Annotated in this window: 25 protein-coding genes and 2 pseudogenes; 14 read left to right on the forward strand and 13 right to left on the reverse strand. The window is 72.4% G+C overall.

What is annotated here, in order from left to right:
- Positions 1-571: FAD-binding oxidoreductase (locus EBH09_RS15805; RefSeq protein WP_153182674.1), on the reverse strand; the 571-nt coding region annotated here is incomplete at its 3' end.
- Between the two features lie 111 nt (positions 572-682).
- On the opposite strand from EBH09_RS15805, the gene serC reads away from it, so the two are divergent.
- Positions 683-1,801, forward strand: a complete 1,119-nt coding sequence (gene serC, locus EBH09_RS15810; protein ID WP_121747636.1) for a phosphoserine transaminase — start codon at positions 683-685, stop codon at positions 1,799-1,801.
- A 74-nt stretch (positions 1,802-1,875) separates the two neighbouring features.
- On the opposite strand, the gene EBH09_RS15815 is transcribed toward serC, so the two are convergent.
- Together EBH09_RS15815 and EBH09_RS15820 are read right to left on the reverse strand one after the other, a co-directional pair.
- Positions 1,876-2,703, reverse strand: coding sequence for an ABC transporter permease (locus EBH09_RS15815; protein ID WP_121747637.1), 828 nt, complete (start codon positions 2,701-2,703; stop codon positions 1,876-1,878).
- Entirely contained in the window at positions 2,700-3,701 is a 1,002-nt protein-coding gene (locus EBH09_RS15820) for an ATP-binding cassette domain-containing protein (RefSeq protein WP_121747638.1), read from the reverse strand. Before EBH09_RS15820 ends, EBH09_RS15815 begins: the two co-directional genes overlap by 4 nt.
- A gap of 89 nt (positions 3,702-3,790) precedes the next feature.
- On the opposite strand from EBH09_RS15820, the gene EBH09_RS15825 reads away from it, so the two are divergent.
- The gene (locus EBH09_RS15825; RefSeq protein ID WP_121747639.1) at positions 3,791-4,579 is read left to right on the forward strand and encodes a TetR/AcrR family transcriptional regulator; all 789 of its coding nucleotides are present in this window, start codon (positions 3,791-3,793) and stop codon (positions 4,577-4,579) included.
- Here EBH09_RS15825 and EBH09_RS15830 read toward each other — a convergent pair.
- Positions 4,553-5,533, reverse strand: coding sequence for a WD40 repeat domain-containing protein (locus tag EBH09_RS15830; protein ID WP_193776337.1), 981 nt, complete (start codon positions 5,531-5,533; stop codon positions 4,553-4,555). The two genes, EBH09_RS15825 and EBH09_RS15830, sit on opposite strands and share 27 nt — an antisense overlap.
- A 112-nt stretch (positions 5,534-5,645) precedes the next feature.
- Between EBH09_RS15830 and EBH09_RS15835 the strand changes: the two genes are divergently transcribed.
- Together EBH09_RS15835 and EBH09_RS15840 are read left to right on the forward strand one after the other, a co-directional pair.
- Positions 5,646-6,338, forward strand: a complete 693-nt coding sequence (locus EBH09_RS15835; RefSeq protein ID WP_121747641.1) for a GDSL-type esterase/lipase family protein — start codon at positions 5,646-5,648, stop codon at positions 6,336-6,338.
- Between the two features lie 57 nt (positions 6,339-6,395).
- The gene (locus tag EBH09_RS15840) at positions 6,396-7,388 is read left to right on the forward strand and encodes an aldo/keto reductase (RefSeq protein WP_121747642.1); all 993 of its coding nucleotides are present in this window, start codon (positions 6,396-6,398) and stop codon (positions 7,386-7,388) included.
- A 134-nt stretch (positions 7,389-7,522) separates the two neighbouring features.
- Here the strand turns inward: EBH09_RS15840 and thpR are convergent, their stop codons facing one another.
- The gene (gene thpR / locus EBH09_RS15845; RefSeq protein WP_121747643.1) at positions 7,523-8,095 is read right to left on the reverse strand and encodes an RNA 2',3'-cyclic phosphodiesterase; all 573 of its coding nucleotides are present in this window, start codon (positions 8,093-8,095) and stop codon (positions 7,523-7,525) included.
- 117 nt (positions 8,096-8,212) lie between these two features.
- Between thpR and EBH09_RS15850 the strand changes: the two genes are divergently transcribed.
- Complete coding sequence (locus EBH09_RS15850) at positions 8,213-8,800, forward strand: Uma2 family endonuclease (protein WP_121747644.1); 588 nt, start codon at positions 8,213-8,215, stop codon at positions 8,798-8,800.
- An 11-nt stretch (positions 8,801-8,811) separates the two neighbouring features.
- Here the strand turns inward: EBH09_RS15850 and EBH09_RS15855 are convergent, their stop codons facing one another.
- Both EBH09_RS15855 and EBH09_RS15860 read right to left on the reverse strand, forming a co-directional pair.
- Positions 8,812-10,173, reverse strand: coding sequence for an MFS transporter (locus EBH09_RS15855; protein ID WP_121747645.1), 1,362 nt, complete (start codon positions 10,171-10,173; stop codon positions 8,812-8,814).
- A gap of 27 nt (positions 10,174-10,200) precedes the next feature.
- The gene (locus tag EBH09_RS15860; RefSeq protein ID WP_121747646.1) at positions 10,201-10,638 is read right to left on the reverse strand and encodes a MarR family transcriptional regulator; all 438 of its coding nucleotides are present in this window, start codon (positions 10,636-10,638) and stop codon (positions 10,201-10,203) included.
- Positions 10,639-10,794: 156 nt separating this feature from the next.
- On the opposite strand from EBH09_RS15860, the gene EBH09_RS15865 reads away from it, so the two are divergent.
- Positions 10,795-10,977 (forward strand): hypothetical protein, encoded by a 183-nt coding sequence (locus tag EBH09_RS15865; protein WP_055417808.1) that lies wholly within the window; start codon positions 10,795-10,797, stop codon positions 10,975-10,977.
- A gap of 10 nt (positions 10,978-10,987) precedes the next feature.
- On the opposite strand, the gene EBH09_RS15870 is transcribed toward EBH09_RS15865, so the two are convergent.
- Positions 10,988-12,445, reverse strand: a complete 1,458-nt coding sequence (locus EBH09_RS15870) for an NCS2 family permease (RefSeq protein ID WP_121747647.1) — start codon at positions 12,443-12,445, stop codon at positions 10,988-10,990.
- A gap of 180 nt (positions 12,446-12,625) precedes the next feature.
- Between EBH09_RS15870 and EBH09_RS15875 the strand changes: the two genes are divergently transcribed.
- The 3 genes and pseudogenes from EBH09_RS15875 to EBH09_RS15885 all read left to right on the forward strand — a co-directional run bounded on the left by EBH09_RS15875 (position 12,626) and on the right by EBH09_RS15885 (position 15,927).
- On the forward strand, positions 12,626-12,880 hold the full coding sequence (locus EBH09_RS15875) for a DUF2530 domain-containing protein (protein ID WP_121747648.1): 255 nt from the start codon (positions 12,626-12,628) through the stop codon (positions 12,878-12,880).
- Positions 12,881-12,963: 83 nt separating this feature from the next.
- Positions 12,964-13,425: pseudogene (locus EBH09_RS15880) on the forward strand (GNAT family N-acetyltransferase).
- Between the two features lie 99 nt (positions 13,426-13,524).
- Complete coding sequence (locus tag EBH09_RS15885; protein WP_121747829.1) at positions 13,525-15,927, forward strand: cation-translocating P-type ATPase; 2,403 nt, start codon at positions 13,525-13,527, stop codon at positions 15,925-15,927.
- Between the two features lie 127 nt (positions 15,928-16,054).
- On the opposite strand, the gene EBH09_RS15890 is transcribed toward EBH09_RS15885, so the two are convergent.
- Positions 16,055-19,177: a molecular chaperone Hsp90 gene (locus EBH09_RS15890; RefSeq protein ID WP_121747649.1), complete on the reverse strand. Its 3,123-nt coding sequence runs from the start codon at positions 19,175-19,177 to the stop codon at positions 16,055-16,057.
- A gap of 211 nt (positions 19,178-19,388) precedes the next feature.
- Positions 19,389-20,312: a DUF3027 domain-containing protein gene (locus EBH09_RS15895; RefSeq protein ID WP_121747650.1), complete on the reverse strand. Its 924-nt coding sequence runs from the start codon at positions 20,310-20,312 to the stop codon at positions 19,389-19,391.
- Positions 20,313-20,677: 365 nt separating this feature from the next.
- On the opposite strand from EBH09_RS15895, the gene EBH09_RS15900 reads away from it, so the two are divergent.
- The 4 genes from EBH09_RS15900 to EBH09_RS15915 are packed head-to-tail and all read left to right on the forward strand — an operon-like array spanning position 20,678 to position 24,152.
- Complete coding sequence (locus EBH09_RS15900) at positions 20,678-22,048, forward strand: MFS transporter (protein ID WP_238697342.1); 1,371 nt, start codon at positions 20,678-20,680, stop codon at positions 22,046-22,048.
- A gap of 58 nt (positions 22,049-22,106) precedes the next feature.
- Positions 22,107-22,595 (forward strand): DUF2771 domain-containing protein, encoded by a 489-nt coding sequence (locus tag EBH09_RS15905; RefSeq protein ID WP_193776338.1) that lies wholly within the window; start codon positions 22,107-22,109, stop codon positions 22,593-22,595.
- A gap of 11 nt (positions 22,596-22,606) precedes the next feature.
- Positions 22,607-23,314: a futalosine hydrolase gene (locus tag EBH09_RS15910; RefSeq protein ID WP_121747653.1), complete on the forward strand. Its 708-nt coding sequence runs from the start codon at positions 22,607-22,609 to the stop codon at positions 23,312-23,314.
- Positions 23,304-24,152, forward strand: a complete 849-nt coding sequence (locus EBH09_RS15915; RefSeq protein ID WP_121747654.1) for a 1,4-dihydroxy-6-naphthoate synthase — start codon at positions 23,304-23,306, stop codon at positions 24,150-24,152. Before EBH09_RS15910 ends, EBH09_RS15915 begins: the two co-directional genes overlap by 11 nt.
- 46 nt (positions 24,153-24,198) lie before the next feature.
- Here the strand turns inward: EBH09_RS15915 and EBH09_RS15920 are convergent, their stop codons facing one another.
- A complete protein-coding gene (locus EBH09_RS15920) occupies positions 24,199-24,582 on the reverse strand; it encodes a cold-shock protein (protein ID WP_121747655.1) in 384 nt (127 codons plus the stop codon).
- A gap of 162 nt (positions 24,583-24,744) precedes the next feature.
- On the opposite strand from EBH09_RS15920, the gene EBH09_RS15925 reads away from it, so the two are divergent.
- Entirely contained in the window at positions 24,745-25,011 is a 267-nt protein-coding gene (locus EBH09_RS15925) for a hypothetical protein (protein ID WP_121747656.1), read from the forward strand.
- On the opposite strand, the gene EBH09_RS15930 is transcribed toward EBH09_RS15925, so the two are convergent.
- Together EBH09_RS15930 and EBH09_RS15935 are read right to left on the reverse strand one after the other, a co-directional pair.
- Positions 24,972-25,622 (reverse strand): haloacid dehalogenase-like hydrolase, encoded by a 651-nt coding sequence (locus EBH09_RS15930; RefSeq protein WP_121747657.1) that lies wholly within the window; start codon positions 25,620-25,622, stop codon positions 24,972-24,974. The two genes, EBH09_RS15925 and EBH09_RS15930, sit on opposite strands and share 40 nt — an antisense overlap.
- Positions 25,623-25,652: 30 nt before the next feature.
- A pseudogene (locus EBH09_RS15935) lies at positions 25,653-25,950 on the reverse strand (hypothetical protein); the annotation flags it as partial.

The following is a 25,950-nucleotide window of genomic DNA, read 5'->3' on the forward strand; positions in this document are numbered from 1 at the left end:
CGTCGACCAGCGCGCGCAGGCCTTCCGGCGCCCCGGCCCACTCCTGCCCGAGCCGCAGCCGCTCCCCCCGCGCGGTGAGGACCGTCAGCTCGCGCACGCTGTCCGCCGTCGTGCCCCACGCCACCGAGTGGGAGCCGCACGAGTTGTTGCCGATCATTCCGCCGAGCGTGCAGCGGCTGTGGGTGGAGGGGTCGGGACCGAGGCGCAGGCCGTGCGGGGCGGCGGCACCCTGGAGCCGGTCGAGGACAAGACCCGGCTGGACGACGGCCGTTCGCGCCTCCTGGTCGAGCGAGACCAGCCGGTTCATGTGCCGGGTGAAGTCCAGGACGACGCCCGTGCCGGTCGCCTGTCCCGCGATCGACGTGCCACCGCCCCGCGCCACGACCGGCACCCCGCGCGCCCGGCACACCTCCAGCACGGCGGCCACGTCGTCGGCGTCTCTGGGCGCCACCACACCGAGCGGGACCCGCCGGTAGTTGGACGCGTCCATGGTGGTCAGGGCCCGGGAGGTGACGTCGAAGCCGACCTCGCCGCGTACGGCCGTGCGCAGTGCTGCCTCCAGATCGGTCATGTCATCCAGCATGGGCTCTTGTAGCTCGGTACAGGTCCGCAAGGCGGAGATCTCGTCTCATCGGACGGACATGTCGCCGTCCGGTTTCGCCGAGGAGATACCCTCCGGCTCGTGGCTGAGATCCAGATTCCTGCTGACATGAAGCCCGCCGACGGTCGATTCGGCGCGGGTCCCTCCAAGGTGCGGGTGGAGGCGCTGGACGCCCTGGCCGCCACCGGTACGTCCCTGCTCGGCACCTCCCACCGTCAGGCCCCGGTCAAGAACCTGGTCGGCAAGGTCCGTGAGGGCATCCGCGACCTGTTCCGGCTCCCCGACGGCTACGAGGTGATCCTCGGCAACGGCGGCTCCACCGCGTTCTGGGACGTCGCGACCCACGGCCTGATCGAGAACAAGTCGCAGCACCTGAGCTTCGGCGAGTTCTCCTCCAAGTTCGCCAAGGCGGCGAAGCTCGCCCCCTGGCTGGCCGAGCCGACGGTCGTCTCCTCCGACCCGGGCACGCACCCCGAGGCGCGGGCCGAGGCCGGCGTGGACGTGTACGCGTTCACGCACAACGAGACCTCGACCGGCGTCGCCATGCCCATCAAGCGCGTGGCCGGCGGAGACGAGGGCTCCCTCGTCCTCGTCGACGCCACCTCCGGTGCCGGCGGCCTGCCCGTCGACATCGCCGAGACCGACGTCTACTACTTCGCCCCGCAGAAGTCCTTCGCCTCCGACGGCGGCCTGTGGATCGGCGTGTTCTCCCCGGCCGCCATCGAGCGCGCCGAGCGGGTCCACGCGAGCGGCCGGCACGTTCCGGAGTTCTTCTCGCTGCCGACCGCGATCGACAACTCCCGCAAGAACCAGACGTACAACACCCCGGCGCTGGCCACCCTGTTCCTGCTGGGCGAGCAGCTGGACTGGATGAACGGCCAGGGCGGCCTGGACTTCACCACCGGCCGCACCAAGGACTCCTCGTCCCGCCTGTACGCCTGGGCGGAGGAGGCCAAGTACGCCAACCCGTTCGTCACCGACCCGGCCAAGCGCTCGCAGGTCATCGGCACGATCGACTTCACGGACGAGGTGGACGCCGCCGCCGTCGCCAAGGTGCTGCGCGCCAACGGCATCGTCGACACCGAGCCGTACCGCAAGCTCGGCCGCAACCAGCTGCGCGTCGCGATGTTCCCGGCGATCGACCCGGCGGACGTCGAGGCGCTCACGAAGTGCGTCGACCACGTGATCGAGAAGCTCTGATCACCACCACTCCCGTAGTACGTCGATGAGGGGCGCCCGGCACTCGCCGGGCGCCCCTCGTCCGCTCTCCGCTCCTACCTGCTGAGCCGCTGGAAGCGCCGCACCGCCAACGGCAGGAAGATCGCCGTCAGGATCACCGGCCACACGCCCGCCATCAGCAGCGCGTGCCGCTCGACCCACGAGTCGCCGCCGCCGACCGGCGTGCCGAACAGTTCGCGGGCCGCCGCCGCCGTGGACGAGATGGGGTTCCAGGCCGCCACCCAGCCCAGCCAGTCGGGCATGAGCTGCGGGGCGACGAAGATGCTGGAGATCATCGTCAGCGGGAACGCCACCGCGAACAGGCCGCCCGCCGCCTCCGGGTTGGGGACCAGCAGGCCCAGCCAGACCCCGATCCAGATCAGCGCGAACCGCAGCCACAGCAGCAGTCCGAACGCTCCCAGGAAGCCCCAGCCCCCGTCCGGCCGCCAGCCCATGGCCAGCGCCGTGAGCATCATGATGGCCAGCTCGGCACAGGCGACCACGAGGTCGGTCACACCGCGCCCCGCCACCACGGCCGAGGAGGACATCGGCATGGAGCGGAACCGGTCGATGACGCCCTTGGTGGAGTCGTAGACGACGACGGTCGCGGTGTTGATGAAGCCGAACGCCATGGTCATCACGAACATGCCCGGCATCAGGAAGTCCTTGTAGTCCCCGCCGCCCGGCACCGTCATCGCGCTGCCGAAGACATAGCCGTACAGGAGGACGGAGAGGATCGGGAAGCCCAGCTGCCAGGCGATGTTGACGGGCTGGCGCTGGTAGTGGGTCAGGCCGCGGCGGACGATGTTGCCGCAGTCGGCCAGCAGCCAGTAAAGCCGCCCACGCTCACGCGTGCCTCCAGTGGTCAGGTCGAGGGCGCTCATGCCGCCACCGCCTCCTTCCCCGCACTCGGCTTCTCGGCACCCGAGTCCTCCGCACTCGTACGGTGTCCGGTCAGGCGCAGGAACACGTCGTCCAGGCTCGGCCTGCGCAGCCCGATGTCCTCCACCGCGACGCCCTCGTCCTGGAGGGTGCGCGCCACCTCGGTCAGCGCGGACACCCGGTCGGTGACCGGGGCGTGCACCCGCAGCGCCTCCTCGTCGGCCTCGGGTTCGCCGTCGCAGACCCGGGCGACCACCTTCACCACCCTCGGTATCTCGGCCCGTTCGGCGACCACGACCTCGATGCGGTCGCCGCCGACCAGGTTCTTCAGCCCGTCCGGGGTGTCGTCGGCGATGGACCTGCCCTGGTCGATGACGGTGATGTGCGAGGCGAGCTTGTCGGCCTCCTCCAGGTACTGCGTGGTCAGCAGCACGGTCGTGCCGCTCGCCACCAGCGCGCGGACGGACTCCCAGACCTCGCCGCGGCTGCGGGGGTCGAGGCCCGTCGTCGGCTCGTCCAGGAACAGGACGGAGGGGGCGAGGATCATCGACGCGGCGAGGTCGAGGCGGCGCCGCATGCCGCCGCTGTACTTGGCGACGCCCCGGTCGGCGGCGTCGGTCAGGTCGAACTGCTCCAGCAGCTCGACGGCCCGCGCTCGGGCCCGCCTGCCGCCCAGGTGGAACAGGCGCCCGAACATCTCCAGGTTCTGCCGGCCGGTGAGCACCTCGTCCACGGCCGCGTACTGCCCGGTGAGGCCGATCCGCGCCCGTACCTCGCGCGGCTGCCGGGCGACGTCCAGGCCCGCCACCCGGGCCCGGCCCCCGTCCAGCCGGAGCAGCGTGGACAGGATGCGCACGGCGGTGGTCTTGCCCGCGCCGTTCGGCCCGAGCAGGCCGTGCACGGTGCCCTCGCGGACGGCCAGACCGAAGCCGTCGAGGGCGCGTTTCTCGCCGTACCGCTTCTCCAGGCCCTCGGCCCGTACCGCGTAACCGTCGCTCATGGGTCCCCCTTCACTCTCTAACTGGGTACACCGTACCCTATTGCGCGTACGCCGTACCCAGTTTTTTCTCGCGGACTTAGACTGACCTCATGGCAAGCGGTACGGAGACCAGCGGCAGCGGTGACATCGGCCGCACCCTCGAACTGTTGTGGGACACGGGCAGGCGGCCCAGCCGGGGGCCCAAACCGGGCCTGACGCTGGACCGGATCGTGGACGTCGCCGTCGAGGTCGCGGACCGGGACGGGCTGGGCGCGGTCTCGATGCGCCGGATCGCCACGGAGCTGGGCACCGGCACGATGTCCCTGTACCGCTACGTCCCCGGCAAGGGCGAGCTGATCGACCTGATGCTGGACCGCGTGCAGCGCCCGTCCGAGGACCCCGACGACCTCGGCGACGGCGGCTGGCGCTCGGCACTGCACACCCTCGGGCACGCCGCCCTCGCCCTGTACCGCCGCCACACCTGGCTGCTGGAGGTCAACCAGTCCCGCCCGATCCTCGGCCCGAGCGCCATGGACGGCATGGAGAGGGTCCTGGCAAGGATCAAGCCGATGGGCCTGACCGATCCCGAGCTGATGTCGGTGATCATCATGGTCGACGGGTATGTCGTCGGCGCCGCGCGCACGCAGGTGTACGAGGCGGAGGCCGAGCGCCGGTCCGGGCTGACGGACGCGCAGTTCTGGGCCGCCCAGCAGCCCACGCTGGAGAAGGCCATGCGCAGTGGGCGCTACCCGGTCCTGGCCTCCCTGTCCGAGGACACCTTCGGCGCCGGCTTCGACCACTTCGAGTTCGGGCTGCAGCGCATCCTGGACGGGCTGGAGGTGCTGGTGGCCGCGCGGAGCGCGGCGCACGGCTCAGCGGCGGCGGAACAGTCGCCGTAGTCCGAGGAACACGACGGCGCACGCGACGACCAGGCCGACCGCCCCGACCTTGAGGGTGTCCCCGCCGGACCCGTCGTCCCCTCCGCCGCCCTCACCCGAGGCGTCGGAGCCGCCCCCTGCCGACCCGCCGCCCCCGGGCGCGTCCTCGGCCTTCACGGGACTGCCGGCGCCCTCCATCCCGAGCAGCAGCTTCTCGCCGCCGGTGGTGTAGGTGACGGACTCGCCCTGCCCGAGCGGCACGCTGATCCGTCCCTTGCGCTGGATCCTCCCGCCGTTCCAGTCGTACCAGACGCCTCCGAGGTAGCCGCGCACGGCGAGCGTCTCGCCGTCCGGGGAGAAGGCGGCGTCGGTGGCCCACAGGTCGACGGGGGCGGCGCGCCGGAAGACGTTGGTGCCGGAGGCGGAGAGCTTCGCCGGGCCCTCGTACAAGTGCCCGCCGTCCTCGTTCTTGTCGATGAGGTAGACCCGCCCGGTCTTGGGGTGGACGGCCATCGACTCGGCGTCGCGGGGGCCGTCCGCGTACTTCACGACGTACTGCGTCGCCTTGACCGTCTGGTCCTTCAGTTCGGTCGGCTCGGGCAGCTCGTAGATCCACACGTACGGCCAGGTCACGCCCTCGTTGTCGCCGACGTCGCCGACGAAGAGGCGGTTGCCCGGCCCGATGGAGATCGCCTCGACGTCCCGGGGCGTGCCGACGCCGGAGAGCGCGACGCGGGCGACGGTCTCGCCGGTGGAGCCGTCCACGGCGTAGAGGTAGGGGCCGTTGTCCTGGTCGTTGTGCGTCCAGTAGACGCCGGGGTGCAGGCGGGAGGCGGCGAGGCCGCTGGACTCGGTGATGCGCGGGTCCTTGATCGTGAAGCCGTCGCTCCCGCCTACCCCGTCGGCGGCGGAGGCGGGCACGGCGAACGCGCCCACGAGGAGGGCCGCGGCGAGGAGGGCGAAGGGTCGGCGCATGCGCCAAGCCTGCCATCCCGCACGGGCGTTCACGGCGGGGGTCACGCACGGAGTCACGCTGCGTGGCCGGGCTCACATCGCGCGGGCCAGGCGGATCGTCCATGATGAGCGGATGCTCAGGTTGATGTTCGTCGGTGACTCCATGACGATCGGGAGCGCAGGCGAACACACGTGGCGCTACCGGCTGTGGCGGCATCTGCGCGACTCCTGCGGCCGCCCCTTCACCTTCGTCGGCCCCCGCGAGACGCTGCACGACCAGTCGACGGACGCCCCCACCTCCTACGCCTACGCCGACCCCGGCTTCCCCCGCGCCCACCTGGCCGGCTGGGGCGAGGGCTGGCACCACATGGCCCCGCTGATCGGCGAGACGGTACGGACCTGCCGCGCGGACGTGCTCCTGGTCTCGCTCGGCCTGATCGACCTCGGCTTCTACACGAACGCGGAGCAGACGGCCGACAACGTCCGGGCCTTCGTGGCCGAGGCGCGCTCGGCGAATCCGCGCGTGCGCATGGCCGTGATGCCGGTCGTGCCGAACATCCGGGTGGAGGCGGACGAGACCTTCGCCGAGCAGGTCACCCGGTTCAACGGACTCCTCGCGAAGACGATCGCCGACCTCGACGACCCGCGCTCCTCGCTGCTCCTCGTCCCGCCGCCCGCGTCGTACGACTTCCACGTGGACACCTACGACGGCACGCATCCCAACGAGAGCGGCGAGCACCGGATCGCGGAGGCGTTCGCGCGGGCGATGGACGAGGGGTGGGGGCTGGGCGGGCCCTACTCGGCCACGAGGACTTCGAGTTCGTAGCCGAGGTCGTCCCACCGGCTTGCCTGGAGCGCACTCCAAGTCGTTGGCTTGGGGACCATGAAGTACACGCAGCTCGGACGCACAGGACTCAAGGTCAGCCGGCTCGTCCTCGGGACCATGAACTTCGGCCCGCAGACCGACGAGGCCGACAGCCACGCCATCATGGACGCGGCGCTGGACGCCGGCATCAACTTCTTCGACACCGCCAACGTGTACGGCTGGGGCGAGAACAAGGGCCGTACCGAGGAGATCATCGGCAACTGGTTCGCCAAGGGCGGCGACCGGCGCGACAAGACCGTCCTCGCCACCAAGGTCTACGGCAACATGGCCGCCGACGGCGAGGCGTGGCCCAACCACGACAAGCTCTCCGCCGTGAACATCCGGCGGGCCGTCGACGCCAGCCTCAAGCGGCTGCGGACCGACCGCATCGACCTGTACCAGTTCCACCACATCGACCGCGCCACCGGGTTCGACGAGATCTGGCAGGCCGTCGACACCCTGGTCCAGCAGGGCAAGGTGCTCTACGCCGGGTCCTCGAACTTCCCCGGGTACAAGATCGCCCAGGCCAACGAGACCGCCGCCCGGCGCGGCGGCACCATCGGGCTGGTCAGCGAGCAGTGCCTGTACAACCTGGCCGAGCGCCGCGCCGAGATGGAGGTCGTCCCGGCCGCGCAGGACTACGGCCTCGGCGTCATCCCGTGGTCGCCGCTGCACGGCGGGCTGCTCGGCGGGGTCCTGAAGAAGGAGGTCCAGGGCGGACGGCGCGCCTCCGGGCGGGCGGCCGACGTCCTGGCCGACCCCGCCGGCCGCGCGCAGATCCAGGCCTACGAGGACCTGCTCGACAAGCACGGCGTCGCGCCCGGCGAGGCCGCGCTGGCCTGGCTGCTGACCCGGCCCGGCGTGACCGGCCCCATCGTGGGTCCGCGCACCGCCGAGCAGCTCACGTCGGCGCTGCGGGCCGTGGAGCTGGAGCTGTCGGACGAGCTGCTGACCGGGCTGGACGAGGTCTTCCCGGGGCCGGGGCCGTCGCCGGAGGCGTTCGCCTGGTAGTGGCGTGAGCGGGGTGGCGACGGCCGCCGCACGGCTGCTCAGCCGAGGGCCGCCGCCACCGCCACCACGACGAGCATCAGTACGAGCACACCGGCCATGATCCGGTTACGGGTCTTCGGGTCCACGCCCCGAGCCTAACCGGACGCGCCGAGCGGGCTGCGGGCGACCGTCTCGTAACGGGGCTGCTCGCCCGGCACCCCGGACCTCGGCAGGTTGCTGCGCACCAGCGCCAGGCCGGTCACGGTCCAGGTGCGGCTCGTGAAGCCGTCCAGCGTCTCGACGTACGGCCGCACGTCGAACGCCTCCCGGCCGCGGGCCACGGTCAGGTGGGGCTTGTAGCGCCGGTGCTCGCCCATCTCGACCCCCGCCTTGCGCCCCGCCGACTCCGCCCGGTCCGCGAGCAGCCGCAGGGTCGTGAGATCACCCTCCGCGCCCGCCCACAGCGCCCGCCCGTGCCCGAACTGGCCGCCCCCGCGCAGCGCCAGCTCGAAGGGCGCGGTGCGGTGGGCCGCCCGCTCCAGGCGGGCCGACAGGTCGGGTACGAGGTCGTCGTCCACCTCCCCGTAGAAGGCGAGCGTGAGGTGCCACCCCGGGCGGCCGGTCCAGCGCAGCCCGTCCACGCCGGGCAGCTTCCGCAGCGCGGCCACCTCGGCGGCGAGGGCCGCGGTGACGTCCTCGGGGGGCAGCACGGCGGCGAACAGTCTCATGCCGGTCAGTCTCCCCCGGAGAACACGTGTACGTCCGAGCGTGTCCCGGTCACCGTGCGTATCGTTGCACCGCGCGGCTGCACTCGCGTCGGGGGGCAGCCGGGGAGGAGCGCCACGATGACCGTCCTTGACGACAGGATCGAGATGGCCGAAGAGAACACCGAGCTGACTCTGGACGTCATGTTCGAGTGGCTCGAGAAGATGCCCGTCCCCGAGGGATACAAGACCGAGATCGTCGGGGGTCACATCTTCATGACGCCGCAGCGGGACACCCACTGGGACATCATCGCGGACATCTACGACCAGCTGCGAACCAAGTATCCACGCAAGCGCGTGAAGTCCGACGTCCGTATGGACTACCCGGGGTATCTCAACGGCTTCGCGTCCGACGTCGTGGCCTTGGCCGAAGGGGCCCGGAAGGACGACAAGGGCCATTGGCGCCCCGAGGACGTCGAGTTCGTGGCGGAGGTCGTCTCCCGGAGCACGGCGGGCAACGACCACGGCCCCAAGAAGGACGCCTATGCCGCCGCCGACGTCCCGGTATATCTGATCGTGGACCCGTATGCCGGGGAGTGGCACCTGCACACCCTGCCGAAGGACGGCAAGTACCACGCCGCCGTCAGCTTCGGATTCGGCGAGGACATCGACCTGACCGGCACCGTCGTCGGCCTCACCCTCAAGACCGACGACTTCCCCCGCGACTGACGCCGGGGCCGCTACGCCGCCGGCGCCAGCTCCTCGCGCCGCTCTCGCGGCACGAAGCGCACCTGCGGATGCCCCCGGTGCCAGCCGACCGACAGGCGCAGGTTGCCCACGCGGGCCAGGACCAGGCCGATCACGACCGCGGCCGTCGCGGCCACCGCGCCGCCCGCGGCGAAGCCCGCCCGGGCTCCGTACGTGTCCGTCACCCAGCCGACGATCGGGGCGCCGACCGGGGAGCCGCCGAGGAAGACCATCATGTACAGGGCCATGACGCGGCCGCGCATGGCCGGGTCGGTGGACATCTGGATGCTGGTGTTGGCGGTGACGTTGACCGTCATGCTGAAGACGCCTATCGGGACCATCAGCAGCGCGAACAGCCACAGCTCGGGTGCCGTCGCCGCCACCATCTCCAGGGCGCCGAAGGCGAGCGCCGCCGCGATCAGGACGCGCAGCCGGGCCGTGCCGCGCCGGGCGGCGAGCAGGGCGCCGGCCAGCGAGCCGACGGCCATGAGGGTGTTGAAGAGGCTGTAGGCGCCCGCGCCCGCGTCGAAGACGTCGTCGGCGAAGGCGGACAGGAAGACCGGGAAGTTGAAGCCGAAGGTGCCGATGAAGCCGACCAGCACGATGGTCCAGATCAGCTCGGGGCGGCCGGCGACGTAGTGCAGGCCCTCGCGGAGCTGTCCCTTTCCGCGCGGGGCGCGCTGGACGGCGTGCAGTTCGCGGGCGCGCATCAGCACCAGGCAGCTCAGCGGCGCGACGAAGGACAGGCCGTTGGCGAGGAACGCCCAGCCGGTACCCACCCCGGTGATCATCAGACCGGCGACGGCGGGGCCGACCAGGCGGGCCGACTGGAAGTTGGCCGAGTTGAGGCTGACCGCGTTCTGGAGCTGGTCGCGGCCGACCAGTTCGGCGACGAAGGACTGGCGGGCCGGGTTGTCGACGACGGTCGCCAGGCCCATCGCGAAGGCGGCGACGTAGACGTGCCAGACCTGGACGTGACCGGTCAGGGTGAGGACGGCGAGGAAGAGCGCGGTCAGGGCCATCGCCGACTGGGTCACCAGCAGCGTGGGGCGCTTGCGCAGACGGTCGACGAGGACGCCGCCGTAGAGGCCGAAGAGCAGCATCGGCAGGAACTGCAGGGCCGTGGTGATACCGACGGCCGCCGAGGAGCCGGTGAGGCTGAGCACCAGCCAGTCCTGGGCGATGCGCTGCATCCAGGTGCCGATGTTGGAGACGACCTGGCCCAGGAAGAACAGGCGGTAGTTCCGGACCCGGAGGGAGGCGAACATCGAGGTCCTGCGAGGGGCGTCGGGTGCGGTCGGGTCGTCGTGGCCGTCGGGTGCGGGGGCGGAAGCTGCTCCGGGTCCCGTACTCAAAAGGGTTCGCCTCCTCGCGAATGCTGCTTACCGGTGTGCGAGCTTCTCCAGCACGGGGGCGGCGGCGCGCAGTTTCGCCCACTCGTCCTCGTCGAGTCCCTCGATCAGCGTGGCCAGGAACGCGTTCCGCTTGCGGCGGCTCTCCTCGAGCATCACCACGGCCTGCTCGGTCTGCGTCACGACCTTCTGGCGCCGGTCCTCGGGATGCGGCTCCAGCCGGACCAGCCCCTTCGCCTCCAGGAGCGCCACGATGCGGGTCATCGAGGGCGGCTGGACGTGTTCCTTGCGGGCCAGCTCGCCCGGGGTGGCGCTGCCGCAGAGGGACAGGGTGCCCAGCACCGACATCTCGGTCGGGCTGAGCGACTCGTCGACCCGCTGGTGCTTGAGGCGACGGGACAACCGCATCACGGCGGAGCGCAGGGAGTTCACGGCGGCGGCGTCGTCGCCATGCTTGAGGTCCGGCATGTTCCTTAGCGTAACTCATTAGTCTCGCGAAATACCACCGCTCACCCGCCCGCGTGCCCGTGACGCCCGCCACCGAAACCCGGTCTTCACCCGTACGAGTGAGCTGATTCCGGAAATCGGAGCATCACCCGGCCGGTGGGGGCGACCCTCGTGCGCATGGGGACCAGCGTGCTCAGCCTGCGGATGGACGGGGAGCTGCTCGACCGGCTCCGGCACCATGCGGCGAAAAGGGGAATGAGCGTCCAGGACTATGTCGTCCGGACGCTCATTCGGGATGACTTCGACGAGCGGTTCCAGTCCGCCGTGGAGGAGACGGAACGGTTCTACGGGGTCACGTGAGACCCGCCGGTCACGTGAGACCCAGGGCCGGCATCAGGTAGTAGAAGGCGAACACCGCCGACACCACGTACATCGTGACCGGGACCTCCCGGCCCCGCCCGACCGCCAGGCGCAGCACCGAGAAGGTGATGAAGCCCATGCCGATGCCGTTGGTGATCGAGTAGGTGAACGGCATCATCAGCATCGTCACGAAGGCCGGGATGGCGATCGTGAAGTCGGACCAGTCGATCTCCCGGATCGAGCCGGCCAGGATCAGGAAGCCGACCGCGACCAGCGCCGGAGTGGCCGCCTGGGACGGGACCATCGTGGCGACCGGCGTGAGGAACAGCGCCACCGCGAAGAGCGCGCCGGAGACGATGTTGGCGAAGCCGGTGCGCGCGCCCTCGCCGACGCCGGCCGTGGACTCCACGAAGCAGGTCGTGGCCGAGGCGGAGCTGGCACCGCCCGCCGCGACCGCGACACCGTCGACGAAGAGGACCTTGTTGATGCCCGGCATCTGGCCCTGGGCGTCGGTCAGCTTCGCCTCGTCGCTGACGGCCATGATCGTGCCCATCGCGTCGAAGAAGCACGACAGCAGGACGGTGAACACGAACAGCACGCCGGTCAGGACGCCGACCTTCCCGAACCCGCCGAACAGGCTGACCTCGCCGACCAGGCCGAAGTCGGGGGTGGCGACGGGGTTGCCGGGCCACTCGGGGGTGGTCAGGCCCCAGGAGGGGATGTCGGCGACCGCGTTGATGATCATCGCGAGGACGGTCATCACGACGATCGAGATGAGGATCGCGCCAGGGGTCCTGCGGACGATCAGCGCCAGGGTGAGCAGCACACCGAGGGCGAAGACCAGCACCGGCCAGCCGAGCAGGTGACCGCCGGTGCCCAGCTGGAGGGGAACGGTGGTCTGGGCGGCGTCCGGCATCCGGGTGACGAACCCCGAGTCGACCAGGCCGATCAGCATGATGAACAGGCCGATACCGATGGCGATGGCCTTGCGCAGGCCGTAGGGCACGGCGTTCATCACGCGCTCGCGCAGGCCGGTGGCGACCAGCAGCATGACGATGAAACCGGCCAGCACCACCATGCCCATGGCGTCCGGCCAGGACATCCGCGGGGCGAGCTGGAGGGCGACGACGGAGTTCACGCCGAGGCCCGCGGCGAGCGCGATCGGGACGTTGCCGATGACGCCCATCAGGAGCGTGGTGAACGCCGCCGTCAGGGCGGTGGCGGTGACCAGCTGACCGTTGTCGAGCTGGTTGCCGTACATGTCCTTCGCGCTGCCCAGGATGATCGGGTTCAGCACGATGATGTAGGCCATCGCGAAGAAGGTGGCGAAGCCGCCGCGGATCTCACGGGACAGCGTGCTGCCGCGCTCGGAGATCCTGAAGTACCGGTCGAGGCCGTTCTGCGGGGGCCGCCTGTCTTCGGGCGACTCGGGGGACGGGGGGACCTTGGCGGAGGCCGAGGTGGGCATGCGAGGACCTCATCACCAACAGGTTCCCCCACGGCCTTATTGGTGTTTCCTACGAATGAAAGCGGTCAGAGACAAACGGATTCAGTATGAACGTATGAGCCGCCCGAGCGCTATCTCCGCGCGTAGACCCGTGTGTGCGGTTCGGTGAACGCGCGGTCGGCCTCCTCGTAAGCTGTACGCATGAAGAAGTGGACACCCACGCGCGAGGCGCCGGAGCCCCTGGAGGGCCCCGTGGTTCCGACCGTCGTCGGCGGCACCGTCCTCTGGTTCGTCCTCTTCCTGGCGCAGCTGCCGTTCTACGGCTGGTTCGAGGACCACGGCCACACCTGGTGGGTGTGGACCTGCCTGGCCGGCGCCGGGCTCGGACTGATCGGCATCTGGTACGTGCGGGGGCGCGACGCCGCGCTCGCGCGGGCCGCACGGGACGACACCTGACACCCATGCCCGAGCTGCCCGAGCCGCCTGACCTTCCCGGGCCGCCCGGGCCGGCCGGTCCTCCCGAGCCGGCCGAGCCGCGACTGCTCCGGCTCGACCACGCGCCCGCGCTGCTCGCCTTCGAGCGGGAGAACCGCGCCTGGTTCGCCGCCTCCGTGCCCGACCGGGGCGAGGACTGCTTCACCCGGTTCGACGAGCGCCTCCGCGCGCTGCCGGCCGAGCAGGAGGCCGGGATCTGCTTCTTCCCCGTGCTGTCGGCCCCGGTGGCGAGATGCTCGGGCGGGTCAACCTCGTGGACGCGGAGGACGGTGCCGCCGAGCTCGGGTACCGGATCGCGGAACGGGCCGCCGGGCGCGGCCTGGCCACCCGGGCCGTACGGGAGGTCTGCGCACTCGCCGCCCGCGCGTACGGGCTGACCGCGCTACGGGCCTCGGCCACTCTCGACAACGCGGCCTCACGGGCCGTGCTCGCCGCACCGGGTTCGTCGCCACCGGCCCGACACGGCTCGGCGGCCCCCCGGTCTGACCTACCTGCGCAGCCTGTAGTACCTGGGGGCCAGGGGCCGGATCACTCCGTCCTACCCAGGTCGGATCTTCCCCGCGTCCGGCGGGTGAAGCCGTATGTCCGCCCTTACCGTCGGACGCATGACGCATCTCGACGCGGACGACCGGCTCGATCCCGCGGACCCCGTGGACACCCTCTCCCCCGCGACCGGACTGACCGCGGCCGGGGTCGCCGAACGGGTCGCGCGCGGTCAGGTCAACGACGTCCCGGTGCGCAGCAGCCGCTCACTGGCCGACATCGTCCGTGCCAACGTCTTCACCCGGTTCAACGCGATCATCGGCGTGCTCTGGTTCATCATGCTGTTCGTCGCGCCGATCCAGGACAGCCTGTTCGGCTTCGTGATCCTCGCCAACACCGGCATCGGCATCGTCCAGGAGTGGCGGGCCAAGAAGACCCTCGACTCCCTGGCGCTGATCGGCGAGGTCCGCCCGACCGTGCGCCGGGAGGGGAAAGCCGCCGAGGTCAGCACCTCGGAGATCGTGCTGGACGACGTCATCGAGATCGGGCCCGGGGACAAGGTCGTCGTCGACGGGGTGTGCGTCGAGGCGGACGGGCTGGAGATCGACGAGTCCCTGCTGACCGGCGAGGCCGACCCGGTCGTCAAGCAGCCGGGGGACCAGGTCATGTCCGGCAGCTTCGTGGCCGCGGGCGGCGGCGCGTTCCGGGCCACCAAGGTGGGGCGCGAGGCGTACGCGGCACAGCTCGCCGAGGAGGCCTCCCGCTTCACCCTGGTCCAGTCCGAGCTGCGCTCCGGCATCTCCACGATCCTGAAGTACGTCACCTGGATGATGGTCCCCACCGCCATCGGCCTGATCCTCAGCCAACTGGTCGCGAAGGACGACGAGCTGGACGACTCCATCGCGCGGACGGTCGGCGGCATCGTGCCCATGGTCCCGGAGGGCCTGGTGCTGCTCACCTCCGTCGCCTTCGCGATCGGCGTCATCCGGCTCGGCCGCAAGCAGTGCCTCGTCCAGGAACTGCCCGCCATCGAGGGCCTGGCCCGCGTCGACACCGTCTGCCTGGACAAGACCGGCACCCTCACCGAGGGCGGCATGGACGTCACCGGACTGCGCCCGCTCGACGGCGCCGACGAGGACTACGTCCGTGCGGTGCTCGGCGCCCTCGGCGGGTCCGACCCGCGCCCGAACGCCTCCCTCCAGGCGATCATCGACGCCTACCCGGCCGCCGAAGTCGCCGGGGACTGGCGCTGCACCGGGTCCCTGCCCTTCTCCTCCGCCCGGAAGTACAGCGGCGCCGCCCTGGTCGAGGGCGGCGGCGCCTCCGGCACGTGGCTGCTGGGCGCGCCCGACGTGCTGCTGGCCGAGGACGACCCCGCGCTCGCCGAGACCACGCGGCTCAACGAGCAGGGGCTGCGCGTACTGCTGCTCGCCCGCGCCGCCCGCGACCTGGACGACCCCTCGGTGGCCGAGGGCGTCACGCCCACCGCCCTGGTCGTCCTGGAGCAGCGGCTGCGCCCGGACGCCGCCGACACCCTGCGCTACTTCGCCGACCAGGACGTCCGCGCCAAGGTCATCTCCGGGGACAACGCGGTGTCGGTCGGCGCGGTGGCCGCCAAGCTCGGGCTGTCCGGCGCCACCGTCGACGCGCGCCGGCTGCCCGCCGAGCGGGAGGAGATGGCCGAGGCGCTCGACGGGGGGACGGTGTTCGGGCGGGTCACCCCGCAGCAGAAGCGGGACATGGTGGGCGCCCTCCAGTCACGCGGCCACACGGTCGCCATGACCGGCGACGGCGTGAACGACGTCCTGGCGCTCAAGGACTCCGACATCGGGGTGGCGATGGGCTCCGGAGCGGAGGCCACCCGGGCGGTCGCGCAGATCGTGCTGCTCAACAACAGCTTCGCCACGCTGCCCTCGGTAGTGGCCGAGGGCCGCCGGGTCATCGGCAACATCACCCGGGTCGCGACCCTGTTCCTGGTGAAGACCGTGTACTCGGTGCTGCTGGCGATCCTGGTGGTCTGCTCACAGGTCGAGTACCCGTTCCTGCCCCGCCACCTCACCCTGCTCTCCACGCTCACCATCGGCGTCCCCGCCTTCTTCCTGGCCCTCGCCCCGAACAAGGAACGCGCCCAGCCCCACTTCGTACGGCGCGTGATGCGGTACGCGATCCCGGGCGGGGTGCTGGCCGGGGCGGCGACCTTCACGACGTACCTCGTCGCCCGGCAGCACTACTCCGGGCCGGGCGCGCTGGACGCGGAGACCAGCGCGGCGACGCTGACGCTGTTCCTGATCTCGATGTGGGTGCTGGCGATCATCGCCCGCCCCTACACGTGGTGGCGGGTTGCGCTGGTGGCGACGATGGGCCTGGGCTTCGTGGTGGTGCTGGCGGTGCCGTGGCTGCAGGACTTCTTCGCGCTGAAGCTGGTGGGCGTGACGATGCCGTGGACTGCCGTCGGCATCGCGGTGGTCGGTGCGGGTCTGTTGGAGCTGACGTGGAAGTGGGTGGACCGGCGCTTCCCGGTATAGCCGTCCGTGGTTCGCAGCGGCGCCGTTGTGGTTGGTCGCCCCCACGCGGCGGAGCCGCATGCCGAACACCGCCCCGCGCCCCCTCAAGGGGCGCGTCACAGCCCCGCCGACCGAAAGGCACCGCCCCTCAGTCGAACCAGCGGTCCCTGGCCAGCTCCTCCGTCCGCGACTCGTCCTCCAGCAGGGCCGCGACCTCGAAGCGGCGGGGCCACTGACCGGCCGCCCAGGCCAGCCCCGCCGCCACCCCCTCCAGCGTCGCCGCGTGCAACGCCCCGTCGGCCGTCAGCCGCCAGTCGATCTCCACACCGTCGACGACGAGTTCCTCGTGCTCCACGTACGACGCCGGGGTCCCTGCCCCGAGCAGCACCCGCACCGGCTCCGGTACGCCGTGCCCGACGCCCTCGGAGTGCACCTCACCGGTGACGGACTCGCTCAGCCGCCGCACCTGGAACAGCTCCGCCAGCCCGGCGGCCCGGGCGGGCCGTACGGGCAGCAGCGGCACGCCCGACGTGAAGGGCAGCAGGTCCGGTGAGTCGACGACCACCGCGTCGGCGGCGTCCACCACCTCCACCCGGCCGTCGACCACGGCCCGCACCTCGTCCGGCAGAGTGACCTGCTCGGGGTCCAGCTCGGCCAGCGCGCCGTACAGGGCGTGCAGCTGGGCGGCCGTGACCGGGCGGTCGGGGTCGGCGAGGCGGTCCAGCAACTCAGCCGCGCCGCCGGGTTCGTCGAGCAGGGCGGCCACCGACGTGCGTACGCCCAGCGCCCGCAGCACCTGCTCGTCCTCGAAGCCGGTGGCGTCGGCCTCGTCGTACAGGCCGCGCAGCAGCGGATCGCCGCCGGCGGCGCGCAGACCGGCCGGGCGGCGTCCGCCGAGCACCGGGTGCCCGCGCAGCCACCACGCGGTGTACGGCCGTACGACCTCGTGAGTGCCGTCGGGCAGGAGGACGCGCACGGACTGGACGAGCGCGTCGCGCAGCGGGGGCCGCGACAGCAGGGCGAGGGCCTCGGGCCACCGGTCGTCGTCCACGAGGTCCAGGTCGCGCACGGCGACGATCTCGGTGGCGACCGGCGGGACGGGGCTGTCCGGGAAGCGGTCGAGGATGTCCTCGCTCCACACGTCCACGGCGTCCAGCAGGCCCGCGTCGTCCGGCTCGGCGAAGTCACCCTCGCGGGGCTCCAGTTCGTCCGGGTCGAGGACGACGTCGGTGGCGCGGACGAGGGCGAAGGTGACGAGCACCCCGCAGGCGGCCAGGGGCTCCGGCCCCCACTTCTCGGCCAGCTCCGCGTCCACGGCGGCGAGTTCGTCCTCGCGCATGACCTGGGCGAACGGGCCGCCGGGGAACACGAGTTCGCCCGCCGGGGAGAGTTCGCCGTCCTCGTCGGGCAGGGCGAGCGCGCCGAGCCAGGGCTCGTCCCCGGCGTCGAGTCCGGCGTCGCGGACCAGGCCGAGGACGGTGTCGGCCAGTTCGTCGGCGTCGAGCGTGTCCTCCTCCCAGTTCGTGCCGCCGTCGTCCTCCAGGGAGGCGGCGACGGCGGCCCGGACCTGCGGGGTGGTGAGCACGGCGCGCGGGGTGGCCGGAAGGGCGCCGAGCTTCTCCAGGAGGCCGTGGGCGGCGTCCGGGTGGGCGACCTTCAGGCCGAGGCGGGTGAGTACCTCCGGATCGAGGGAGGCGGCGTCCGGGGAGGGCAGGAGCACCTGCCGGGGGCCGATGGTGGTGCGGCCGTCGGCGAGGGGGACGGGCAGCCCGGTCAGCCGGTCGGGGTCGACCCCGGCGAGGCTGTCGTAGAGCCGGCGCCACCAGCCGGGGGCCTTCTCCAGACCCGCCAGCCTGTCGATCGCGTCGGTCAGCGGTACCCGGGCCACCCCGAGCGTGCGCAGCTCCGCGCGGCGCTCCAGACCGGCCGGGAGCAGCGTCGGCAGCACCTCGGCGAGGACCCGCACGGTGTCGGTGCCCGCACCCTCCACCACTTCGGCGTCTCGGGGGCGCAGGGACTCGGGCAGGTCGGGGTCGTCCTCGCGCGGTTCGGCGGCGGGCGGCAGGAAGGAGGTGCGCGGCAGCCGTTCGAGGATCGCCTGCCGCAGCGCCCCGTCCAGCTCGCCCTTGCCCAGCGGGCCGGGCACCAGGTCGATGAGGCCGGCCGCCACCGGCCGCCAGTCGGCGAGGAGCCCGGCGTAGGCGTCCGCGGCCCGCTCCGTCAGGAAGTCGGTCAGCGGGCCGGGCGCGGCGTGCCGGCGGGTGGAGTCCAGCGGGAAGGAGGCGATGAGCAGCGCGGGCACGCCGAGGGGTTCGTCACTGGGCGTGGGCGCGTGGACGAAGGGGCTGGTGCGGGGGCGTTCGGGACCGCCGTCGGCGTCCACGGGCACCGCCCACGTCACGGACCAGTGGGGACGCAGCCGCTCCTCCACGGGCCGGTCGGCGAGGAGGTCGGGGGTGAGGGGCCCGTGGGCGGCGACGGTGCGCCAACGGGTGACGCCCTCCCGGGAGTCGTCCACCACGGTCAGGGCGCCCTCGGTGCGGCGGCCCAGCGTGCGCACGTCGTCCGCCACCTCCACCACGACCTCCTCCAGACCCGGCAGGGCGAGGAGCAGGGCGTCGTCGACGGCGTGCAGGAGCCGTTCGGCGAGGTCGGCGGCGGCCGTGTCGCGCAGCGGGAGGATGACGGCCGTGTCGTAGGGGCCGGGCGCGGTGCCCTCGGCGGGGAACGGCAGCCGCAGCAGCGGGACGTGCCCGTCGCGCCGCCGGATCTCGTCGCCCAGGCCGGGACTGTGCAGCGCGGTGTCGGCGGCCAGGCCCCGGGCCTCGACCAGGGACCAGCGCACACCGCCGTGCCGGCCGACGACGGCGGGCTCGTCGGTGACGGCCAGGACGGCGGCGAAGCCGACCCCGAACCGGCCGACCGCGCTGTCCCCGGCGTCGCGCTTGGCGGAGGCGCGCAGGGTGGACAGCGATTCGACGCCGGCCGCGTCCAGCGGGGCGCCGGTGTTCGCGGCGACCAGGACACCGTCGCGCAGGGTGAGCCGGAGCCGGCCGGGCACACCGGCCCGTGCGGCGGCGTCGGCGGCGTTCTGCGCGAGTTCGACGACCAGCCGGTCGCGGTAGCCGCCGAGGACGAGGTCCTCCTCCGCGTTGGCGTCCTCACGGAACCGGGCCGGACTCGTCGCCCAGGCGTCCAGCACCCCGCGCCGCAGACGTGCCGTACCGAACGGATCGGCGCCCTCGGCGGCAGGCCGCACGTACATGCTCACGGTGACTCTCCTCTTCGACGGACCATGAAGGTACCGCCCCCTGCTGCGGGCGATCAGGACACTCGGCCCGTCCTGGGGGTACCCCCTCCGGGGAGTTCGAGGACGAGGCCGTCAAGGCCGACCAGGGGGCCCGGGGGCGCGGCCCCCGTGAACGCGAGCCAGAACGCACCCGCACCCGCGAACCATCCGGACCCACCGGACCCACCGGACCCTACGAGTGCCCGAGATCCGCCGCCTCGTCATCGGCCACCGACACCGACCCGGAGTCCGGCGCCGGCCGCAGCGGGAACGGATCGACCCGCGTCTCGTCGATCACCGGCGGAGCCACCCGCGGCGGCTTCGGCATGACCGCCGCCTCGGAGTGCCCACCGCACCCGTAGGCCAGCGACACCACCCGTCCGTCCGCCGGCGAGAACTCGTTGGCGCACACCCCGAAGGCCTGCCCCAGCGAGCCGCCGATACGGGCCAGGAAACCGCAGCTCTCGCAGGACGCGGGCGCCGCCTGGGCCATCGCGGTCTTGGGGCCGAAGCCCTCCTCCCAGCGGTCCGCGGCGACATGCAGGCCGTACCTGGAGAGGACCCGGGTGCGGCGCAGGCCCAGTTCCTCCGCGACGGCCGAGATCGACCCGCGGGCCGGGACGGCCGACAGCTCGGCGGGCGGTCCGGCCGTGACCTCGGCGTCCTCCGCCTCCACCAGTTCGGCCATCTCGTGGGAGACGGCGGAGTTCGGCGGCGGCTCGTCCTCGCCGGTCCAGCCGGGCTCCAGCCGCAGGTCCTCCGCGTCGGTGGGCAGCAGGTCGCCGGGGCCCATGTCGCCGGGGCGCAGCCGCTCGCTCCACGGCACCCACTCGGGCGCGAGCAGCGCGTCCGGGCCGGGCAGCAGTACCGCCTCGTCCACCGTGACGATCTTGGCGCGCGAGGCGCGGGCCACGGTCACGGCCCAGCGCCAGCCGCGGTACCCCAGCTCCTTGCAGGCGAAGTGGTGCGTGACGACCCGGTCGCCCTCCGACACCATGCCCTCGTGCTCGCCGACGACGCCTGGTGCGGCGGCCTCCTCGGCTGCGGCGCGGGCGAGGTCGACGGCCTCGGCACACAGACGGTCAGGGGTGCGGCTTCGCGTTGTCGCTGCGCTCACAGGTATCGCTTCTCTCCATACGCCGTCTCACGAGTGCGCCGCTGCCTGCGAGGGGCGGACGGAGCGGACCTGTGGACCGCGTCGACGTCCGCGCCCGATCGCGCTCGGGCACACCTACGTCATCCATTCTGCGGGATGGCCGTAAGGCGCGCGGCCGAGAACGTTCGCCACGGCGCGCTAGGCACGCTACCTGCTCATGTGCGCTGGGCCTACACCGACGGGAGTTTCGGCGGGGTACGGACCGGCGTTCCCCGCCCGTGAGGGGGCCGGTGTCACCCGACTCGATCACCGCCATCCGTGCCGTATGGGCGCTATAGCCCCCGCTCTCGGGGCACTATGACGGGGTGGCAGCCGCACGGTCGGAGATCAAGGGCGGGAGCCGGAGGCGCGGCCCCGGCTCCCGGTCCCGTGCGGTCGGCCGTGCCCTGCGCCTGCCGGTGACGGGGACCGCGCGCGGCATCCGCAAGGCGACGCACGCGCACGGCGCGGGCGAGTCCGGCCTCGGCAAGCTGATCGAACTGCACGGGGTGAACGGCGCCGGCGACGTCATGATCACCGTGGCCCTCGCCTCCACCGTCTTCTTCTCCGTGCCCACCGACGAGGCGCGCGGCCGGGTCGCGCTCTACCTGGCCATCACCATGGCGCCGTTCACGCTCCTCGCGCCGGTGATCGGCCCGCTCCTGGACCGCCTGCCGCACGGGCGCCGCGCGGCGATGGCGGCCGCGATGGGCGCCCGGGCACTGCTCGCGCTGGTGCTGTCCGGGGCGGTGATCAGCGGCAGCATCGAGATGTATCCGGCCGCGCTCGGCGTGCTGGTCGCCTCGAAGGCGTACGGCGTGGTCAGGAGCGCGGTGGTGCCCAGACTGCTGCCGCCGCGTTTCTCCCTGGTGAAGGCGAACTCGCGGGTCACCCTGTGCGGGCTGCTGGCCACCGGCGTCGCCGCGCCGATCGCGGCGGGACTCCAGCAGGTCGGGCCGCGCTGGCCGCTGTACGGCGCCTTTGTGATCTTCGTGGCGGGCACCGTCCTGTCGTTCACGCTGCCGCCGAAGGTGGACTCGGCGCGCGGCGAGGACCGGGCGCTGCTCGCCGCGGACGAGCGGCATCTGCACGGCCCGCACCGCAAGCCGGTCAAGCGGCCCGGACTGCGCACGGTGGGCCCGGCGGTGACGCACGCGCTGGCCGCCAACGCCGGCATCCGCTGCCTGTCCGGCTTCCTGATCTTCTTCCTGGCCTTCCTGCTGCGCGTGCATCCGCTGTCCGGGCAGAGCGCGGCCGTCTCACTGGGGATCGTGGGCGTCGCCGCCGGTGCGGGCAACGCGCTGGGCACGGCGGTCGGGGCCTGGCTGCGCTCGCGCGCTCCCGAGATCATCATCGTGACGGTCGTCGCGATCGCGCTGGGCGCGGCGGTCACGGCCGCGGTGTTCTTCAGCACCGTCCTGGTGGCGTGCCTGGCCGCGGTCGCCGGGTTCGCGCAGGCGCTGGCCAAGCTGTCCCTGGACGCGCTGATCCAGCGGGACGTGCCCGAACAGGTCCGCACCTCGGCGTTCGCGCGCTCCGAGACGCTGCTCCAGGTCTCCTGGGTGTTCGGCGGCGCGGTGGGCATCGTGCTGCCGCTGAACGGCACGCTGGGCCTGTCGGTGGCCGCGGCGATCATCGCCGCCGGGTGGCTGACGACCGTACGGGGTCTGATCGACTCGGCCCGGCACGGGGGACCGGCGCGAGCGAGGGTGGCGTGACCACGCCACGCCGTACCCAGGTGGGGAACGGGCCGGAGGCGCCGTATAGCCTTCGCCCATGACCACGTTGCAATCCTCTGTGCGACGCCGCCGCGCCGTCGCCGCCGCAGGCGCCGTATCCGCTGGACTGCTCCTGCTGTCCGCCTGTGACCAGCCGACGCCCATGGCGACGGTCACCGTCGGCAGTGACTCGGTCAGCTCCGAGGCCACCTGTGGCGGCGAGGGCAAGGTCCTGGAGACCGCCGAGATCCAGAAGTGCCTCAAGGACGACTCCGTCGAGTCCATCACGGTCAACCCGGACGACACGGTGCGCTTCGGTGTGGACCCGGAGGTCGCCGACGAGCGCTGGACGATCCTGATGAACGGTCAGCAGCTGACCGACGACACGGACAACACCTACCGCACCGTTCCGGGCAGCGTGTTCTTCAACGCCCAGTACGGCGCCCAGGGCGACTCGACGCTCGTCACCATCAAGGCCGGCGACGGCAAGGACGACAGCGAGGAGGCCACCGGTCTGTGGTCCTTCAAGCTGAAGAAGGACGACTGACCACGTCCTCCATGCGCGTCCTCGTGGCCACCGCGGTCCCCGTCGAACGGGACGCGGTGGCTCGGGCGTTCCCGGAGCCGGGCGCCGGGGTGTCGAGCCCCGGGGTGGCCCTGCACCGGCTCCCGGGCGGCTTCGACCTGCTGGCCGCCGGTGTCGGCCCCGCCCTCGCCGCCGCCTCCACCGCCGCCGCGCTGACCGCCGCGGCCCTCGACTCCGCGCCCTACGGCCTGGTCGTCTCGGCCGGCATCGGCGGCGGCTTCCCACCGGACGCGCCCGTCGGCTCGCTGGTCGTCGCCGACGAGATCACCGCGGCCGACCTGGGCGCCGAGACGGCCGACGGCTTCCTGCCGGTCACCGACCTCGGCTTCGGCACCGTCACCCACCGGCCGCCCGCCGGCCTCGTCGCCGCCGTGGCCGCCGCGACCGGCGCCCGCCCCGGCACCGTCCTGACCGGATCCACCGTCACCGGTACCGCCGAACGCGCCGCGCTGCTGCGCCACCGTCATCCGCGCGCGCTGGCCGAGGCCATGGAGGGCTTCGGCGTCGCCGAGGCCTCCGCCGCGCACGGCGTGCCCGTACTGGAACTGCGCGCGGTCTCCAATCCGGTCGGCCCGCGCGACCGCGCCGCCTGGCGCGTCGGCGACGCGCTCACGGCGCTGACGGACGCCTTCGGGAAGCTCGCACCCGTCCTCACGAGTTGGAACCCACATGACCGCTGATTCCCTGCAGATCGCGTACTCGCCCTGCCCGAACGACACCTTCGTCTTCGACGCCCTGGCCCACGGCCGCGTCCCCGGCGCCCCCGCCCTCGACGTGACGTTCGCGGACATCGACATCACCAACGGCATGGCCGAACGCGGCGAGTTCGACGTACTGAAGGTGTCGTACGCCGTGCTGCCGTACGTCCTCGGGGAGTACGCCCTGCTGCCCTGCGGGGGTGCGCTGGGCCGGGGCTGCGGGCCGCTGGTGCTGACCAGGGAAGCCGACGCCGACTTGCGGGGCCGCACCGTCGCGGTGCCGAGCGAGACGTCGACGGCGTACCTGCTGTTCCGCCTGTGGGCGGCGGACACCGTGCCCGGCGGGGTCGGCGAGATCGTCGTCATGCCGTTCCACGAGATCATGCCGGCCGTGCGGGACGGGAAGGTCGACGCGGGGCTCGTGATCCACGAGGCGCGCTTCACGTACCAGAACTACGGCCTGCACAAGCTCGCCGACATGGGCGAGCACTGGGAGCACACCACCGGGCTGCCGATCCCGCTCGGCGCGATCATCGCGAAGCGGTCGCTGGGCGAGGAGACGCTGACCCGCCTCGCCGACTCGGTCCGGGCGTCCGTACGCGCGGCCTGGGACGACCCGGAGGTCTCCCGGCCGTACGTCATGGAGCACGCGCAGGAGATGGACCCGGCCGTCGCCGACCAGCACATCGGGCTGTACGTCAACGAGTTCACGGCCGGCCTCGGCGAGGACGGCTACGCGGCGGTCCGGGGCCTGCTGACCCGCGCGGCGGCCGAGGGACTGGTACCGGCCCTCGGCCCGGACGCGCTGGCCTTTCCTTGAGGACGTGAGACGTAGGGCCTGAAGCCGTGCGGCGGGCGGCGTGCGGTCAGACGTCCAACTGGTCGGCGACCGCGCGGAGCAGGCCGGCGATCTTCCTGCCGGCCGTCTTCTCGGGGTAGCGGCCCCGCTCCAGCATCGGGGTGATGTTCTCCAGGAGGGTGGTCAGGTCCTGCACGATGGAGGCCAGCTCGTCGGGCTTCTTGCGCTGGGCGGCCGCGACCGAGGGGGCCGGGTCCAGCAGGGTGAGGGACAGAGCCTGGTCGCCGCGCTGCCCGGCGACGACGCCGAACTCCACGCGCTGGCCCGGCTTCAGCGCCTCGACTCCGGCGGGGAGGACCGAGGAATGGACGAAGACGTCACCGCCGTCGTCGCGGGAGAGAAAGCCGAAGCCCTTCTCGCCGTTGAACCACTTGACCTTGCCGGTAGGCACGTTTGTCCTCGTCCTCGTACTCGTCGGAAAACTGCTCGGAAACGGCTCTTGATAGCACTTGGGCGGGTCGTCCGGACCCGCCGGTACCAAGGCTAATGGTCTGCAGGCCGGTGACAAGACGTCCCCCGGCTGTTCCCCAGGCCTGGGAACTACCCTGGTCGGGTGCGTGACAAAACCCGAACGAATTCCGCCGCGCCCGGTGACCGACTGATCCGTGCCGGTGCGCTCGTCTTCTTCGCCGGAACCGTGGCCACACTGGTCACGGTGGCCCCGCTGTTTCTGGGGACGTCGCCCTTTCCCACCTACATGTTCGGACTGAGCATGCTGATGGGGGTGGGCTTCCTGATCGCCGGTGCGGGGGTGTTCCGGTCGATCGCGGCAGGCCGGCGTCAGGCCCGCGCCGCGTGCGGCCCGTCTGCGTCGAGGTAACCCGCGAGCCATTCCGGGAACCCGGTCAGGTCGGCGAGGACGACGTCGGCGCCGGCCGCGCGCAGTTCCCCGGCGCTGCACGGCCCGCTGGCCACGGCGACGGCGTGGGCGCCGGCGGTGCGTGCGCCGCGTACGTCGCCGAGGTGGTCGCCGACGTACACGTCCGCGCCGTGCTCGCGCAGCGCCACCGCCTTCTGCTCGGCCCACAGGTCGCCGATCACGGCGTCCGGCTCGATGCCGAGGTGGGCCAGGTGCAGCTTGGCGTTCGGCTCGTACTTGGCGGTGACGACGATCGCCCGTCCGCCCGCCTCGCGCACGGCGGCGATGGCCTCCCGGGCGCCGGGCAGCGCGGGCGTGGCGGCGACGGCGTACGTCGGGTACATCTCCCGGTACAGATCGGCGGTGGCGGCGATCGCCTCGGCCGGGAACCAGTGCGCCAGCTCCTCCTCCAGCGGCGGCCCGAGCCGAGTGACGGCCAGGTCGGCGTCGACGTACGTCCCCGTCCGCTCGGTCAGCGCCAGGTAGCAGGCGCGGATGCCGGGGCGTGAGTCGATCAGCGTCATGTCGAGGTCGAAACCGACGGTGAGCGCGGGGCGGGTGGTGGAGGCCATGGGGCCCATTGTGCCGGGCGGGCCGACGGGTCAGCCCCGGGGGCGGCGGGAGCGCCAGAGGAGGTACAGGGCCGTGGCGACGGCGGCGCCGCGCAGGACCCAGGGCCAGGTCTCGGCGACGGCGTCGTTCATGTGGCCCTCGGCGATCGGGTCGCCCCAGCGGCCCTCCGTGCGGCCCCACAGCCAGACGGCGCCGGCGGCGGCGACGGTGCCGGGCAGGCCCAGTACCGCCCACTTCGACTGGGCCGGGGTGAGCCGGCGGGAGAGGTAGGCGATCAGCCAGCCGAGGCCCAGCGGGACGAGGCTGCCGAGGACGGCGCCGGCGACC

The organism is Streptomyces sp. E2N166 (assembly GCF_003671715.1).
Taxonomy (GTDB): Bacteria; Actinomycetota; Actinomycetes; order Streptomycetales; family Streptomycetaceae; genus Streptomyces; species Streptomyces thinghirensis.